This window comes from Stutzerimonas stutzeri (assembly GCF_024448935.1).
Taxonomy (GTDB): Bacteria; Pseudomonadota; Gammaproteobacteria; order Pseudomonadales; family Pseudomonadaceae; genus Stutzerimonas; species Stutzerimonas stutzeri_AO.
In genome coordinates this window covers 1-16,368 of record NZ_JAMOIE010000046.1, presented here as the reverse complement: position 1 = coordinate 16,368, position 16,368 = coordinate 1, and the positions used below count along the sequence as shown (strand labels likewise).

11 protein-coding genes are annotated in these 16,368 nt (G+C 65.1%); 2 read left to right on the top strand and 9 right to left on the bottom strand.

Annotated features, from left to right (window positions below):
• Positions 1-210: 210 nt before the first annotated feature.
• The 9 genes from NA637_RS14090 to glnE all read right to left on the bottom strand — a co-directional run bounded on the left by NA637_RS14090 (position 211) and on the right by glnE (position 11,237).
• Positions 211-1,674, bottom strand: a complete 1,464-nt coding sequence (locus NA637_RS14090) for a lipopolysaccharide kinase InaA family protein (protein WP_256073057.1) — start codon at positions 1,672-1,674, stop codon at positions 211-213.
• On the bottom strand, positions 1,671-2,426 hold the full coding sequence (locus NA637_RS14085) for a lipopolysaccharide kinase InaA family protein (RefSeq protein WP_256073056.1): 756 nt from the start codon (positions 2,424-2,426) through the stop codon (positions 1,671-1,673). The genes NA637_RS14090 and NA637_RS14085 overlap by 4 nt, the downstream gene beginning before the upstream one ends.
• Positions 2,423-3,157: a lipopolysaccharide kinase InaA family protein gene (locus tag NA637_RS14080; RefSeq protein WP_256073055.1), complete on the bottom strand. Its 735-nt coding sequence runs from the start codon at positions 3,155-3,157 to the stop codon at positions 2,423-2,425. Before NA637_RS14080 ends, NA637_RS14085 begins: the two co-directional genes overlap by 4 nt.
• Positions 3,157-3,963 carry a lipopolysaccharide core heptose(I) kinase RfaP gene (gene rfaP / locus NA637_RS14075; protein WP_043316963.1) on the bottom strand — a complete coding sequence of 269 codons (807 nt, stop codon included), beginning with the start codon at positions 3,961-3,963 and terminating at the stop codon, positions 3,157-3,159. The genes NA637_RS14080 and rfaP overlap by 1 nt, the downstream gene beginning before the upstream one ends.
• A gap of 121 nt (positions 3,964-4,084) precedes the next feature.
• On the bottom strand, positions 4,085-5,206 hold the full coding sequence (locus tag NA637_RS14070; protein WP_256073054.1) for a glycosyltransferase family 4 protein: 1,122 nt from the start codon (positions 5,204-5,206) through the stop codon (positions 4,085-4,087).
• On the bottom strand, positions 5,206-6,207 hold the full coding sequence (gene waaC, locus NA637_RS14065) for a lipopolysaccharide heptosyltransferase I (protein ID WP_256073053.1): 1,002 nt from the start codon (positions 6,205-6,207) through the stop codon (positions 5,206-5,208). The genes NA637_RS14070 and waaC overlap by 1 nt, the downstream gene beginning before the upstream one ends.
• Positions 6,208-7,242 (bottom strand): lipopolysaccharide heptosyltransferase II, encoded by a 1,035-nt coding sequence (waaF, locus tag NA637_RS14060; RefSeq protein ID WP_256073052.1) that lies wholly within the window; start codon positions 7,240-7,242, stop codon positions 6,208-6,210.
• Positions 7,243-7,317: 75 nt separating this feature from the next.
• Positions 7,318-8,241, bottom strand: a complete 924-nt coding sequence (locus tag NA637_RS14055; RefSeq protein WP_256073051.1) for a branched-chain amino acid transaminase — start codon at positions 8,239-8,241, stop codon at positions 7,318-7,320.
• Positions 8,242-8,291: 50 nt separating this feature from the next.
• A complete protein-coding gene (glnE, locus tag NA637_RS14050; RefSeq protein ID WP_256073050.1) occupies positions 8,292-11,237 on the bottom strand; it encodes a bifunctional [glutamate--ammonia ligase]-adenylyl-L-tyrosine phosphorylase/[glutamate--ammonia-ligase] adenylyltransferase in 2,946 nt (981 codons plus the stop codon).
• Positions 11,238-11,510: 273 nt separating this feature from the next.
• On the opposite strand from glnE, the gene aceE reads away from it, so the two are divergent.
• Both aceE and aceF read left to right on the top strand, forming a co-directional pair.
• Entirely contained in the window at positions 11,511-14,156 is a 2,646-nt protein-coding gene (gene aceE, locus NA637_RS14045; protein WP_256073049.1) for a pyruvate dehydrogenase (acetyl-transferring), homodimeric type, read from the top strand.
• A gap of 24 nt (positions 14,157-14,180) precedes the next feature.
• Entirely contained in the window at positions 14,181-16,232 is a 2,052-nt protein-coding gene (gene aceF, locus NA637_RS14040; protein ID WP_256073048.1) for a dihydrolipoyllysine-residue acetyltransferase, read from the top strand.
• Positions 16,233-16,368: the final 136 nt, after the last annotated feature.

Below are 16,368 nucleotides of genomic sequence, written 5' to 3'. Positions count from 1 at the left end.
TGGAAGCTTGAAGCCGGAAGCTTGAAGCAACAGCGGTGTTCGTCATAGCCCCTGGGGGCTTTCGTCTTCCAGCATCAAGCCTCGGGCTTGAAACCGGGATAAATTCTCTTAGAAGCAGCTCGAAGCCGGAAGTTTGAAGCTGGAAGCCAAAAACAACCTACCCGCCTCCGGGCTCCTGTCTTTCAGCCTCCAGCCTTCAGCCTTCAGCCTTCAGCCGCCTTTAGGTATTCGTTCATCCAGCAACCGGTGCAACGCGCTGCCCTGCGGCCAGTTGCGCAGGAAACGTGCGCGGTCGCGGGCATAGGCGCGCTCGAAACCCGCCTGGCCGTGGTGCTTGTGCATGGCATCGAGGTCGATCAGCGCCCAGCGCCCCGCATCGCCCTCCCCCTGCCAGAACAGGTTGTGGCCCTTGAGGTCGCCGTGGCTGATGCGCTCACGCCGCAGCGCCGCGAACAGGCTGTCCAGGGCCTTGAGTTCGGCCTCCGGCGGCATGCCGGCCCCGTCCGGATCGTCCAGATGGGGTTTGAAACGGGCAATTATATCCTGCCCGGCCAGGTAATCGGTAATCAGGAAGGCCGGCCCGCGCAGCCACAGCCAGCGCCGTTCCAGCACCGCCAGGGGTTTCGCGGTGGCGATGCCGAGGGCTTCCAGGCGGTTGCCCTCGCGCCAGGAGGCCCAGGCGCGGCTGGGGCGCCAGAAGCGCTTGAGCCAGTGCAGCAGGTTCTTGATGTTGTAACGCTTCACTACCAGCGGGCGGCCATCCAGCTCCACTTTCGCCACGGTAGCGGCACCGCCGGTCTTGTAGACATGCCCCCGGTCAATGAAAGCGTCCGGCTCGGCCAGCAGCGGCGCCAGGCCAGCTTCCTCCTCGCGGCGCACCGCGCGCAGGCCGAAGGCGCCGCGGCGCACGCTGAACAGGCTGCAGTCGCGGCCGATCTTCTTCAGCAGGTCGGCGACGCGCCAGCGGCGCACCCGGGCGATCTCCTTCTGCAGGGCCTCCAGCGGCAGGGCATGCTCGCCGTTGACCAGCAGGTAGTGCACCAGCAGTTCTTCGAGGAAGGGGTCGAGGCTGGCCGGCAACTGGGCGAAGAACACCCCGAGGTTTTCCAGCACGTGCTTGCGCGACAGCGGCTGGCCGGGCGTTTCGGCGCGGATACCGGCGCCGTCGATCAGGTACAGGCGGCCGTCGTGGCGCAGCAGGTTGTCCAGGTGCAGGTCTTCCTGCCAGAGGCCCTTGGCGTGCAGTTCGGCGATGGCCGCCAGGGCCTCGCCGAGCACCGCCTGCTGGGCGTCGGACAGCGCCGGCTCGGCTTCCACCGCGCGCCAGGCGTCGCCCAGGCTGTGAGCATCGTCGAGGAATTCGAAGAGCAGCCAGCCGCCCTCGCCTTCGCGCAGGCCGTCGGCCAGCAGCAGCGGCGTGGTCAGGCCCTGTTCGGCGAGCAGGCGCACGCCGGCCAGCTCGCGCTGGAAGTGCCGCGCGGCCTTGCCGCCGACCAGCAGCTTGGCCAGCACCTGGCGCCCGCGCCAGTTGCCTGCGCCGACGTAGCGCCGGCCCGGCAGCACGCGCAGCAGGCTGTCCAGGCGCAGTTCGGCGGGGCCGGCGCCATCGGCCAGTTCCAGTCGCAGCGGCAGCGTCGGCTGGCGCCCGGCGTTTCGCATCTCGCCCAGCCTCACCCGCGTTTCTCCTTCTTGCGCCGGCGCGCGCCCAGGCGCTTGTACCAGTGGTCCACCTCGGCGCCGCTGGCCGCGCTGCCCAGGTAGGCGGCGAGCAGCTGGCGCACGTCCACCTCGCTCCAGTCCGGCGCGCGGCGCAGCAGCGGTTCCAGGTCCTTGACGCGGTCGCGCAGGCCGAACCACAGCGGGCGGGTCTTCTCCAGGTCGATCAGGCAGGCCTGGAAGCCGTCCTCGGCTTCCCGCAGGAAGATGTGCTTGGGATAGAAGCAGCCGTGCATCTGCCCGGCCTCGTGCAGGCGCCGGGCGAGCATGCCGCAGGCGTGCAGGATGGCCTGGCGGCGCTCCGCCGGCAGGCCGGGCCAGTCCTTCAGCCAGGCGTCCAGGTCGCGCCAGCCGTCCAGCGCGCGGGTCACCAGCATGGCGCGGCGCTCGCCGCCCTCGCGGCGTTCGCCGAAGAAGGCCGCCTGCAACGCCGGGATGCCCAGTTGCTGGTAGCGCTGGATGTTGCGGAACTCGCGGGCGAAGGTCGGCTCGCCGCCCGGGCGCAGCAGGCTGCGCGTGAGGTGGTTGCTCTGCCGCTTGAGGTAGTAGGTGCCGCCTTCCAGCTCCAGGCGGAACACGCAGCTCATGCCGCCGCGCTCGGTGTTGGGCTCGTCCACCGCCTCCAGCGGCAGCGTCCAGAGCGCGTCGAAGTCGGCCAGGCCCTGGCTGTGCAGGCGCTCGCGGTCGTCGTCGGCGATGAAGTCGTTCACTCGCGTCCCTCGTAGAAATGGGCGATGCGCCGCACGCGGACCTTGTCCGAGGCGTTCAGCCGCTCGCGCCGGCGGTACTGCAGGTAGAAGCGCAGGCGCTGGGTGGCGGAGAGGTGGTACTTGGCCACCTTGTCCAGGGTCGCCAGGTCCTTGGTCACGCGGTGGCGCAGCATGAAACTGACCCAGTAGTTGCCGATCGGGCAGTCGATGAAATACACGGTGCCGGCGGCGTCGACCAGGATGTTGCGCCACTTCAGGTCGTTGTGGGTGAAGTGGTGGTCATGCATCAGCCGGGTATGAGCGGCCAGCTGCCGGCTGACGTGGTCGACCCAGGCGCGGTCGCGCAGGCGCGGGTCGTCGCGCCGGGCCAGCGCGGCCAGGTCCTCGGTGCCCGGCACCTCGCGGGTGACCATGGCGCCGCGGACGAAGGCGCCGTGCTTGCGCTCCAGGCCCCAGGCCACCACTTCGGCGGTGGGGATGCCCCACTTGGCGAACTGCTTGAGGTTCTGCCACTCGGCCTTGATCCGCGGCCGCGCGAGATAGCGGTGGTAACCCTTGCCGGCGCTGTTGTAGCGCTTGACGTAGTAGCGCACGCCGTCGCGCTCGATGCGGATCACTTCGGACTTGGGGTCCTTGGTCAGGCGCTCGCCCTGCAGGGCGAATACCGCGTCCAGGCTGCCGAAGTCGGCGGACAGGTGGCGGTAGGCGGGTTCCAGGGTCCAGCCCGACATCAGAGCAGGTCTCCGTAGCGCTGCTTGCGATCGTAGAGTTTGGCGGCCTTGCGCTCCATCCAGGCGAGCAGAGCGGCCTCCTCGCGGAGGATGTCGCGCAGGGGCTTGCGGAAGTAACCGCGCAGGAAGCGTAGCTTGTCGCGTTGCGTCAGGCCGATGTCCAGCGCCGAGAAGTACAGCGCGGCCAGGTCCTTGTCGCGCCAGCGCCGCGGCGTGGCGGCGCGGGTCTGGGCGCGGTGCAGGTCGATCACCGACAGGCGCAGGTCGTCGGGCGTCGGCGGGCGATCGGTGTGCAGCAGGAAGTGGCAGATGTAGCAGTCGCGATGGTTCACCCCGGCGCGGTGCATGGTGCCGACCATCTTCGCCACTTCGTCGATCAGCGCGCGCTTGAAGCGCGGCGCCGGCGGCTCGCGCAGCCAGTTCAGCGACAGCTGTTCGAGGTCGATGGTGGGCGCCAGCTCCTCGGTGACGATGAAGGAATGCTGGCGCGCCGGGTCGCTGCCGCGCTCGCCATAGGCCACCGCGGTCATGGTCGCCACGCCGGCCTGGTGCAGGCGCTCCAGGGCGCGCTGCTCCTGGCCGGCGCCGAGCACCGGGAGCTTGGCGCTGAGCAGGTTCTTGAAGATCTCGCCCCAGCCGATGCCGCGGTGGATCTTGACGAAGTAGCCGCGGCCGTCGACCTCGGTGCGCAGGGTGCGGCGGCCTTCCAGCTCGCGGTAGACCTTGCCCTGCAGGCGCTCGACCTCGACGAAGGGGTCCTTGCCGGCCCACAGGCTCCTGAACGGCTCGCGCAACTCAAGCTTCATGGGCGCCCGCCTTTCGTAGGAGCGAGCTTGCTCGCGAATCGACCTGGCACAAAAGCGTTCGCGAGCAAGCTCGCTCCTACAGGGAGGCCGATGAGTCTGGGGAGGCCGGGGAGGGGGGTGTTCATGGGCGCTCCTGCAGGATCACGTCCGCGGCGTGCTGCGGCATGGAGTACAGGTCCGCCGTGTCGGCGAAGGCCAGGCCGTTGCGCGACCAGGCTGCGCGCGCCGCGTCGTCCCGGAGCATCTCCGCCAGCATGCGGTTGAAGGCGTCCTGCTCGAAGGGCGACGGCACCACGCGGCCGGCATCGGCCTCGGCGATGTAGTGGGCGTAGCCGCAGACGTCGGTGACCAGCACCGGCAGCCCGGCGACCACCGCCTCCAGCAGCACGGTGCCGGTGTTCTCGTTGTACGCCGGGTGGATCAGCAGGTCTGCGCCGAGCAGAAAGCGCGGGATGTCGCTGCGGCCCTTGAGGATCTGCACGTGGTCCGACAGGCCCAGGGCCTTGACCTGCAGCAGGAAGGGCTTGGGGTCGTCCTGGCCGATGGCGATCAGCCGGGTGCGCTTGCGCAGGTCCCGCGGCAGCGCCGCCAGGGCCTTGAGGCTGCGGTCCAGGCCCTTGGTCTTGAAGCCCGAGCCGATCTGCACCAGCAGCAGGTCGTCGTCGGCCAGCTTGAATTCGCGGCGGAAGTCGGCGCGGATTTCCGCGGCGTTGGCCGGCGCGCGGCGGTCCAGGGCGATGCCCGGGGGCAGCAGGTGGAAGCGCTCGATCGGGGTGCGGTAGTGCTTGATGAACAGCGGCTGCTGCACCTCGGAGATCATCAGCACCTCGGTCTTCGACTCGGGGGCGAACACCGCCCGCTCGTAGTCGGCGAAGTGCTTGTAGCGGCCCCAGCGGCGGTAGATGGGGTTGCGCAGGGTCTGCGCCTTGTCTTCGAAGCAGCCGTCGGCGGCGTAGTAGACGTCGAGGCCCGGCATCTTGTTGAAGCCGATCACCCGGCCCGCCGGACGCCTGGCCAGATCGGCTTCGACCCAGGCAGTGAAACGCTCGTTACGGGTGTGATTGAAGATCGCCTTGACCGGCGCGATCAGCACCTCGAAGCCCTCGGGCACCTCGCCTTCCCAGATCATCGCGTAGACCCGAATGGCATGGCCACGTCGCTGACATTCCAGCGCGATGCGCATGAAGTCGCGCTGCAGACCACCGAAGGGAAAATATTTGTACAAAATGAAGGCCAGCTGCATCAGGGTGTCTCCGACGACCGCAACAGGGCCTTGAGTTCGCTGGCGACGCGTTCGGGTGGCAGGTCGTCGAAGCAGGGTTTGTGGCGATTACCCTGGCCGGCGTTCGGGCCAGTGGCGCACAGGTGCACCTGCGAGCGGCCATAGGCGCCAACGCGGCCAGGTAAAGTGGGGCCGTAAAGCGAAATACTCGGAACGTCCAGCGCCGCGGCCAAATGCCCAAGCCCGGTATCGACGGCGACGCAGGCACGCGCACCGGCAACCACCTTGGCGATCCCACCGAGATTCAGTCGGGGCAATACCGATACGCTGTCCAGTCCCTGCGCGATGCGCTCGGCACGTGCCTTCTCGTCGGCATTGCCCCACGGCAGGCGGATCGCCCAGCCGAACTCGCTCATACACTCGGCCAATTCGCGCCAATAGGGCTCTGGCCAATGCTTGCTCGGCCAGGTGGTGCCGTGCAGAAACAGGAGATAGGGCTGTTCGCCTGGCGTGGCCAGCTGACTGCGATCCAGCCCGTAGTCAGCAATCATGTCGGGGATCGGATAGCCGAGCGCCTGGGCAAACAACTGCCGCACTCGCTCAAGCGCATGCTGGTCCCGGGGCACGGCATGGCATCGATCATAGAAACGCGACGCCAGCGGTTCGCGTATTGAATCACGATCAAACCCTGCAACCGGCGCCTTCACGTAACGGGTCAGCCAGGCGCTTTTGAGCAGCCCTTGCGCATCGATCACCAGGTCGTAACGGGTCTCGCGCAGGCGCGCCTTGAAGCGCCGCCACTCACCGGAACGAAGGGTTTGCAGGGGATGATTGCGCCAACGGCGGATGGCCACGGGAATCACCTGAGCCACGGCCGGATGCCAGGCCGGAATCTCGGCGAAGCCCTCCTCCACCACCCAGTCGAACTGAATGCCGGGGATGGCGCGCTGCGCATCGGTCAACGCCGGAAGCGTATGGATCACGTCACCCAGCGAAGAGGTCTTGACCAGCAGCACCCTCACTCAACGCACCTCGATCGGCTGTGGCACCAGGCGATCCAGCGCGTCGATCACCGCGCGCGGTGTCAGCTCACGCAGGCAGTTGTTATGGCCGAAACGACAGGTGCGCTCGAAGCACGGACTGCAATCGAGGCCCAGACGCACGATTTCGACCTGATCGGACAACGGCGGAGTGAATGCTGGCGAAGTCGAGCCATAGACCGACACCAGCGGGCGGCCGAGCGCGGCAGCGACGTGCATCAGCCCGGAGTCGTTGGAGACCACGGCTTCGGCGCATGAAAGCAGATCGATGGCCTCGGCCAGGCTGGTTTGGCCGGCGAGATTGCGCGCCTCTTCGCGCAAGCCGGGGATCAATCGTTGGCGAATATCCTCACCCACGGCATGATCGTTCTTCGAGCCGAACAGCCAGACCTGCCAGCCCTCGCGGATTTTCGCTTCGGCCACCCGGGCGAAGTGCTCGGTCGGCCAACGCTTGGATTCACCGAACTCGGCGCCCGGACACAGCGCCAGCACGGGCCGATCCATGCTCAGGTCGAAACGCACCAGCGCCGCGCCGCGACGCTCGGTGTCGATGCGCAGTGACGGTTGCGGATAGGGCTTGGGCAGCTCGGCGCCGGGTTCGAAGGCCAGCGCCATGAAGCGCTCGATCATCAGCGGATAGCGTTGCTTGTCCAGCTTGCGCATGTCGTTGAGCAGGCCGAAACGCATCTCGCCACGCCAGCCGGTACGCCTGGGAATCCCGGCAAAGAACGGGACCAAGGCGGACTTCAGCGAGTTGGGCAGCAGGATCGCCTGCTCATATTGTCCACGCAGCCCCCGGGCGATGTTGCGCCGGGTCGCCATGTCGAGCACGCCGTGGCCCACCGGAAAGCTCAGCGCCTGACGTACTTCTGGCATCCGCTCGAGGATCGGTCGGCTCCACTCGGGTGCCAGTACGTCGATCTGGCAATCCGGATGGCGCTGTTTCAGGCAGACAAACAGCGTCTGCGCCATCACCATGTCGCCGACCCAGCTGGGACCCACAATCAGAATATTCATAACAAAAGCCGCCGGAGGCTGGAGGGCTGAAGGCTAAACGAAGAAGCACTTCGTCCAGCCTTCAGCCTAGAGCCTTTAGCCCACAAGCGTCCGCCATTCGGCATGAGCAGCGGTCTTGCCGGAGACCAGATCGAAGTAGGCCTTCTGCAACTTTTCGGTCACTGGGCCACGACGACCGATGCCGATGGCGCGCCCATCCACTTCACGGATCGGCGTGACTTCGGCGGCGGTGCCGGTGAAGAAGGCTTCGTCGGCAATGTAAACCTCGTCACGGGTGATGCGCTTTTCCACCACCTTGATGCCCAGCTCGTCGGCCAGGGTCAGCACGGTGCCACGGGTGATGCCATTGAGGCAGGCGGTGACTTCCGGGGTGTAGATGACGCCATCCCTGATGATGAAGATGTTCTCGCCGGAGCCTTCGGCGACATAGCCTTCCGGGTCCAGCATCAGCGCTTCGTCGGCGCCGCTGGAAATGGCTTCCTGCAGGGCCAGCATCGAGTTGATGTAGGCACCGTTGGACTTGGCGCGGGTCATGCTGATGTTGACGTGATGGCGGGTAAAGGAGCTGGTGCGCACCTTGATGCCCCTCTCCAGCGCTTCGTCGCCCATGTAGGCGCCCCAGTGCCAGGCAGCGACGATCACGTGCACCTTCAGGCCGCTGGCGCGCAGACCCATGCCTTCGGATCCGTAGAACACCATCGGGCGGATATAGGCGCTTTCCAGATTGTTCTCGCGAACCGAGGCGCGGGTGGCCTCGTTGATTTCCTCTTTCGAGAACGGCATCTTCATATTCATGATGTGCGCCGAATCGAACAGGCGATCAGTGTGCGCCTGCAGGCGGAAGATAGCGGTGCCGTCCGGTGTGCTGTAGGCACGCACGCCTTCGAACACGCCCATACCGTAATGCAGGGTGTGAGTCAGCACATGGGTGGTCGCGTCGCGCCACTGCACCATCTCACCGTCATACCAGATCACGCCATCACGATCGGCCATCGACATTGTTGCCACCTCGGAATTCGAAATATGAAAATAGTGTTTTGCAGACGAGATCAGCTGAGCCCCAGCTCGCGCCAGATGCGCATCACCGCGCGACGCTCGTCATGAAAGTGGTCTCCGCTCACAACGCCAGGCAGGTTCTGCAGTGATTGCCGGTGGGCTGCGGCGCGGTAGGCCTTGTAGGCGTCCTGCAGCAGCCGGACCTCATCGCCGGTCATCAACCCGGCCTGCTCCAACCCATCGAGAATGCGGATATTGTCGGTATGGCGCAGCAGTTCGGGATGCTGGTGCGACCACGCCAAAGCTGCGTATTGCACCATAAATTCGATATCCACGATACCACCGGCGTCCTGCTTGAGATTGAACTGCCCCTCCGCCAAAAAGGCTTTGTCAGCCGTGCCGGCCTGAGTGGCGCGAGTCCCGAGGTTGTTGCGCATCTTGGTGCGCATCTCGCTGACCTCGCCGCGCAGCTGTTCGAGATCGCGCGGGCGCCCGAGCACCGAAGCACGGACCTTCGCGAAATCCGTTGCCAGCTGCGGGCAGCCGACCAACACTCGGGCCCGCACCAACGCCTGATGCTCCCAGGTCCAGGCCTCCTCGCTCTGGTAGCGACTAAAGGCATTCAGCGAGCTGACAAGCAAGCCGGATACGCCTGACGGACGAAGGCGCATGTCGACCTCGTAAAGCTGGCCTGAAGTCGTCTGGGTGGTCAGCAGATGAATGATGCGCTGGCCCAGGCGGGTGAAAAACTGGGCGCCATCGATGGGCTTGGCACCGTCGGTTTCGGCATTGGGATCGCCGTCGTGGATGAACACCAGATCCAGATCGGAACCGTGGCCAAGCTCGATGCCGCCAACCTTGCCGTAACCGACAATCACGAACGCCGGATCGCACAACGAACCGTCCGCACGCCGCGGCTGGCCATGACGGGCCACCGTGTGACGCCACGCCAGGGCCAGCACCTGTTCGAGAATGGCCTCGGCCAGCCAGGTCAGGTAATCGCTGACCTTCATCAGCGGCAAGGTGCCGGCGATCTCGGAAGCCGCCACCCGCAGTCGGTGCGCCAGCTTGAAGTGGCGCAGGGCTTCCATCTGCTGCTCGAGGTCGTCCTCGGGAATCCGCGCCAGCCGCTCGTGCAGCTCGGCAGCGAGTTCCGGCGCCAACGGCGGGTTGAACAGCCGCCCGGCGTTGAGCAGCTCGTCGAGCAACAACGGAAAGCGCGCGATCTGCTCGGCGATCCACGGACTGCCGGCACAAAGCTCGAGCAGACGCTGCAGGGCGCCGGGGTTTTCGGTCAGCAGCACCAGATAGGCCGAGCGCCGGGCAACCGCCTCGACCAGCGGCAGCACACGCTCCAGCACCAGATCCGGATCATCCTGCTCAACCGCCTGCGCCAACAACCTGGGGATGAAGGCATCGAGACGCTCGCGGCCGAGGCGCTGCATGGTCCGCACCTGACTGCCGCTACGCAAAGCCGCGAGTCGCTGGCAGGCGGCCTGGGCGTCGCGAAAACCCGCATCGCTCAACTGACGGCAGGCAAATTCCTCGTCCCAATCCTGCTCCCACAAGGGCAGCCACTCGCCGCCCACCAACGACTCGCCTTCGACGTGTTGGTCGTCGTCGGGATCGGCAATCACCTGACGGAAATGCCAATCCACCCGACCGCGCCAATGCAGAAGCTGCTGATGGAAGGTTTGCCAATCGCGGAAGCCCATGATCAAGGCGACGCGATCACAGTCGGTCTGATTGTCCGGCAGCATCTGTGTTTGGCGATCATCGATGGCCTGCAGCGCATGCTCGGTGTAACGCAGGAACTCATAGGCTTCGCGCAATTCATCGACCGCAGCGGGCGGCAGATAGCCCTGCCCGGCCAGGGTTGTCAACACCTTGAGCAAGGGCCGCTGCTGCAGGCTCAGGTCGCGTCCCCCGTGGATGAGCTGGAAGGCCTGAGCGATGAATTCCACCTCGCGAATGCCACCCGAGCCCAGCTTGATGTTGGCGGCCACGCCCTTGCGCCGCACTTCCTGCTGGATCAGCTGTTTCATGTTGCGCAGTGCATCGATGGCCGAGAAATCCAGATAGCGGCGATAGACGAACGGTCGCAGCATGTCGAGCAGTTCCTTGCCCGCCTCCTGGTCGCCGGCAACCACGCGCGCCTTGATCATGGCGTAGCGCTCCCAATCGCGGCCCTGATCCTGATAGTACTGTTCCAGCGCATTGAAGCTCAGCACCAGCGAACCGGACGAGCCGTAGGGCCGCAAACGCATGTCCACGCGAAACACGAAGCCATCCAGGGTCGGCGCATCCAGGGCCCTGATCAGCCGCTGACCGAGGCGCATGAAGAATTCCTGGTTATCCAGCGAACGCTTGGTGCCGACGGTTTCGCCGCCTTCCGGATAACCGAAGATCAGATCGATATCGGAAGACAGGTTGAGCTCGCGCGCGCCCAGCTTGCCCATGCCAAGGATGACCAGCTGCTGCGCTTCGCCGCTGCGCCGACCGGTCGGCACCCCGAACTGCGCGCAATGGCGCTCATACAGCCATTGATAGGCGAGATCGATACAGGCATCAGCCATGTCGGACAAATCGCCGCAGGTCTCGGCGAGATCAGCCTGACGAGTCAGGTCGCGCCAGATGATGCGTACCTGTTGGCGGTTGCGGAACCGGCGTAGCCGATGGACCAGACCCTCTTCATCCGGGCAGTCGCTGAGCAGCTCTGCCAGCGCTGTGCGCATTTCGCCCGCCTTCAGCGAGCGCTCCAGTAACCCGCTCTCCGCCAACTGAAGCAGCCATTCGGGATCTCGGCTAACCTGTTCGCTGACGTAATCGCTGGCGGCGCAAACTCGACCGAAAGCCTCACGGCGCGTTGCCGGCCATGCCAAGAAGCGCTGTTCAGCCTGCACCGATGAGTCGCGCAGGGCGCCGAGGAACGTCTCCTCGGCACGGGTGACCAAAGATTCAAGCGACATCGGCAGTGCAGCCAGCGGTGGCAGACTCATGAATGTTTCCTTAGCGCAACAAGTGGCGAGAGGGAGAGCGAAAACGTCCGCAGCAGAGGCCCTGCCGCCGGTGCCAGCCAGCTCCACCGGCTCGCCGCGATGTAGTTTTTACTACGAAAGGATGCGACAAGGGCTGAATCAGCCGCGGTTTTGTAGTAAAACTACAGAGCCCGGCTCTACCCCCGGCATCCAAGAACATATACGCGCCGGCCCACAAAGCCGGCCGCGAAGCAGGCAACCGATTCTGGAAGCCTTTCCGCCCTGGAGCAAGCCATGCAAGATCTCGATCCCGTCGAAACCCAGGAATGGCTGGACGCCCTCGAGTCAGTTCTCGACCACGAAGGCGAAGACCGCGCCCATTATTTAATGACCCGGCTGGGGGAGCTGGCCACCCGTAGCGGCACACCGCTGCCCTACGGCATCACCACGCCGTACCGCAACACCATCCCCGTTACCCGTGAAGCCAAGATGCCCGGCGACCTGTTCATGGAGCGCCGCATCCGCTCCCTGGTCCGCTGGAACGCGCTGGCCATGGTGATGCGCGCCAACATGAAGGACCCGGACCTGGGCGGCCACATTTCCACCTTCGCTTCCAGTGCGACGCTCTACGACATCGGCTTCAACTACTTTTTCCAGGCGCCGACCGAAGAGCATGGCGGCGACCTGATCTACTACCAGGGCCACGCCTCTCCCGGCATTTACGCCCGCGCATTCCTCGAAGGCCGCCTGAGCGAAGAGCAGATGCTCAACTTCCGCCAGGAAGTGGATGGACAGGGTCTGTCGAGCTACCCGCACCCGCATTTGATGCCGGACTTCTGGCAGTTCCCGACCGTGTCCATGGGCCTCGGCCCGATCACCGCGATCTACCAGGCACGCTTCATGAAGTACCTGGAAAACCGTGGCTTCATCCCGAAAGGCAAGCAGCGCGTCTGGTGCTTCATCGGCGACGGCGAGTGCGACGAGCCGGAAAGCCTCGGCGCGATTTCCCTGGCCGGCCGTGAGAATCTCGACAACCTGGTGTTCGTCATCAACTGCAACCTGCAGCGCCTGGACGGCCCGGTGCGTGGCAACGGCAAGATCATCCAGGAACTCGAAGGCGTGTTCAAAGGCGCCAACTGGAACGTCAACAAGGTCGTCTGGGGCCGCCTGTGGGATCCGCTGTTCGCGATCGACGAAGACGGTCGCATGCAGCGCCGCATGGACGAAGCCATCGACGGTGAATACCAGAACTACAAGGCCAGAGACGGCGCCTACGTGCGCAAGCACTTCTTCGGCGCCGATCCCGAGCTGCTCAAGCGTGTCGAGAGCATGTCCGACGAAGAGGTCTGGAAGCTCAACCGCGGCGGCCACGATCCCTACAAGGTCTATGCGGCCTACCACCAGGCCGTGCACCACAAGGGCCAGCCGACCGTCATCCTGGCGCATACGATCAAGGGCTACGGCACGGGTGCCGGTGAGGCGAAGAACATCGCCCACAACACCAAGAAAGTCGATATCGACAGCCTGAAGAAATTCCGCGATCGCTTCGACATCCCGGTCAACGACTCGCAGCTCGGAGAGTTGCCGTTCTACCGCCCGGCCGAAGACAGTGCGGAGATGAGATACCTGCGCAAGTGCCGCGAAAAGCTCGGCGGTCACCTGCCGCAGCGTCGGCCGAAGAGCTTCAGCATTCCGACACCGCCGCTGGACACGCTCAAGGCGGTGCTGGACGGTTCCGGCGATCGCGAAATCTCCACCACCATGGCCTTCGGCCGCATCCTTTCACAGCTGGTCAAGGACAAGGATCTCGGCAAGCGTATCGTGCCGATCCTCGCCGACGAGGCGCGCACCTTCGGCATGGAAGGCATGTTCCGCCAGCTGGGCATCTACTCGCCGGTGGGGCAGCTGTACGAGCCGGTCGACCGCGACCAGGTGATGTACTACCGCGAAGAGAAAGACGGCCAGATCCTCCAGGAAGGCCTCAACGAAGCCGGCGCGTTCTCCTCGTTCATCGCTGCCGGTACTGCCTACAGCAACTACAACCAGCCGATGCTGCCGGTGTACATCTTCTATTCCATGTTCGGCTTCCAGCGGATCGGCGACCTGGCCTGGGCAGCTGGCGACGCCCAGACCCGCGGCTTCCTGCTGGGCGGCACTTCCGGGCGCACCACGCTGAACGGCGAAGGCCTGCAGCACGAGGACGGCCACAGCCACATCCTCGCCAGCACCATCCCCAACTGCCGCAGCTACGATCCCACCTACGGCTACGAGCTGGCGGTGATCATGCACCACGGCATGCACGAGATGATGGAGCTGCAAAAGAGCGTCTACTACTACATCACGGTGATGAACGAGAACTACCAGCAGCCGGCCATGCCGCAGGGTGTCGAGGACGGCATCATCAAGGGCATGTACCTGCTCGAAGAAGCCAAGGGCGACTTCAAGCATCGCGTACAGCTGCTGGGCTCGGGCGCCATCCTGCGTGAAGTGCGCGCCGCGGTGGACATCCTCGCCAAGATGGGCGTGGCTGCCGATGTCTGGAGCGTGACCAGCTTCAACGAGCTGCGCCGCGATGGCTTGGCCGTGGATCACTGGAACCGTCTGCATCCGACCGAAGAGCCCCGCAAGACCCATGTGCAGCAGTGCCTGGAAGGTCGCGACGGTCCGGTGATCGCCTCGACCGACTACATGAAGCTGTTCGCCGATCAGATTCGTCAGTGGGTCCCCTCCCGCGAGTATCAGGTGCTGGGTACCGACGGCTTCGGCCGCAGCGACTCACGCGCCAAGTTGCGCGACTTCTTCGAAGTCGATCGTCGCTGGGTCGCCGTGGCCGCACTGCAGGCACTCGCCGATCGCGGCGCCATCGAACGCACCGTGGTGGCCAATGCCATCACCGAGTTCGGTATCGACCCCGAGAAGCGCAATCCGCTGGATTGCTGATGCGTGCGCACAGGAGAACCTATTGTGAGTGAAACCATACGCGTACCCGACATCGGCAGCGGTGAGGGTGAAGTAATCGAATTGTTCGTCAAGGTCGGCGACCGTATCGAAGCCGACCAGAGCATCCTGACGCTCGAATCCGACAAGGCCAGCATGGAAATCCCCGCGCCCAAGGCGGGCGTGGTGAAGAGCCTGAAGGTCAAGCTGGGCGATACCCTGAAAGAAGGCGACGAGCTGCTGGAGCTTGAGAGCGAGCAAGAGCCGGACAGCGGGACACCGCCGCAAGACGCCGCCGAGCCGGCCGGCGCCGCGACCGGCGGCCCGGCAGATGAAGCCGAGGCGCCGACGCCCTCTGGCGACGACGATGCTTCGGCTTCGGTCGGCGAAGGCGAAGGCGAAGGCGAAGGCGAAGGCGAAGGCGAGACACAGGAGATCAAGGTTCCGGACATCGGATCGGACGGCAAGGCCAGCGTGATCGAAATCGCGGTCAAGGTCGGCGATACCATCGCCGCCGAGCAAGCGTTGATCACGCTCGAGTCGGACAAGGCCAGCATGGAGATTCCGTCTCCAGCCGCGGGCGTGGTCGAGAGCATTTCGGTCAAGGTAGGCGACGAAGTCGGCACCGGCGATCTGATCCTGGTTCTCAAAGGCGCAGCGCCCAGCAAGCCGGCAGCAAGCAAGGCGCCAGCTAGCCAGGCCGCGAGCGCTCCGAAGCAAAAGCCCAGCGAGCCGGCAGTTGCAGAACCTGCCGAAGCCGTCGGCGAATCCGTGGAAGAAGTACGCATCCCGGACATCGGCTCCAGCGGCAGCGCCAAGGTCATCGAAGTCATGGTCAAGGACGGCGACAGCGTCGAGGCGGATCAATCGCTGATCACGCTGGAATCCGACAAGGCCAGCATGGAGATTCCAGCGCCCAAGGCGGGTGTGGTGGAATCGCTGTCGATCAAGGTCGGTGACGATGCCAAGACCGGCGACCTGATCCTGACCTTGAGGGTGGCTGGCGCAGCTCCGGCGAAGAAGGCCGAGCCGAAGCCGCAGCCGCAGCAGGAAGCGGCCCCGCAGCAGCAGGCGGTCGCGCCGAACAAGCAGGGTGTACCGGAAGCCAAGGTAGCCTCGACGCCAGCCCCGAGCGTGAGCGGGCCGAGCAAGGCCGGCACCAAGGTCAAGGTGCACGCCGGTCCCGCAGTGCGCATGACCGCGCGGGAATTCGGTGTGGAATTGGCTGACGTCACCGGAACAGGACCCAAGGGCAGGATTCTCAAGGAAGACGTTCAGGCCTACGTCAAGAACATGCTGCACAAGACCAAGCAGGCCCCGGCCGAAGGCGCTACGGGTGGTGCGGGCATCCCGCCGATCCCGACCATCGATTTCAGCCGCTTTGGTGAAATTGAAGAAGTGCCCATGAGCCGCCTGATGCAGGTCGGCGCCGCCAACGTGCACCGCAGCTGGCTCAACGTGCCGCACGTGACCCAGTTCGAGTCGGCCGACATCACCGAGCTGGAAGCCTTCCGTGTTGCCCAGAAGGCGATCGCGGAAAAAGCCGGCGTCAAGCTGACCGTGCTGCCGTTGCTGCTCAAGGCGTGCGCACACCTGCTCAAGGAGTTGCCGGACTTCAACAGTTCGCTGGCCCCGAGCGGCAAGGCGCTGATCCGCAAGAAGTATGTGCACGTAGGCTTTGCCGTCGACACGCCGGAGGGCCTGATGGTCCCGGTGATACGCAACGTCGACCAGAAGAGCCTGCTGCAACTGGCCGGCGAGGCTGCGGAGCTGGCCGAGAAGGCCCGCACCAAGAAGCTATCGCCGGATGCCATGCAAGGTGCCTGCTTCACCATCTCCAGCCTCGGCCACATCGGCGGCACCGGCTTCACGCCAATCGTCAACGCGCCGGAAGTGGCGATTCTCGGCGTTTCCAAGGCGGCCATGCAGCCGGTTTGGGATGGCCAGGCCTTCCAGCCACGGCTGATGCTGCCGCTGTCGCTGTCCTATGACCACCGCGTCATCAACGGCGCCGCGGCCGCACGCTTCACCAAGCGTCTGTCCGAGCTGCTGGCGGACATCCGCACCATGCTGTTGTGATCGTTTGACACTGCACAGCCCTGCCCAGCGGCGGGGCTGTTCACGTCAGCCTCAAGCCTCAAGCCTCAAGCCTCAAGCCTCAAGCCTCAAGCCTCAAGCCTCAAGCCTCAAGCCTCAAGCCTCAAGCCTCAAGCTT

Bases quoted from the DNA above. Each gene is read 5' to 3' on its own strand.
- glnE (WP_256073050.1), bottom strand. From the start codon at position 11,237: ATGAGTCTGCCACCGCTGGCTGCACTGCCGATGTCGCTTGAATCTTTG.
- NA637_RS14055 (WP_256073051.1), bottom strand. From the start codon at position 8,241: ATGTCGATGGCCGATCGTGATGGCGTGATCTGGTATGACGGTGAGATG.
- waaF (WP_256073052.1), bottom strand. From the start codon at position 7,242: ATGAATATTCTGATTGTGGGTCCCAGCTGGGTCGGCGACATGGTGATG.
- NA637_RS14070 (WP_256073054.1), bottom strand. From the start codon at position 5,206: ATGCAGCTGGCCTTCATTTTGTACAAATATTTTCCCTTCGGTGGTCTG.
- rfaP (WP_043316963.1), bottom strand. From the start codon at position 3,963: ATGAAGCTTGAGTTGCGCGAGCCGTTCAGGAGCCTGTGGGCCGGCAAG.
- NA637_RS14080 (WP_256073055.1), bottom strand. From the start codon at position 3,157: ATGTCGGGCTGGACCCTGGAACCCGCCTACCGCCACCTGTCCGCCGAC.
- aceE (WP_256073049.1), top strand. From the start codon at position 11,511: ATGCAAGATCTCGATCCCGTCGAAACCCAGGAATGGCTGGACGCCCTC.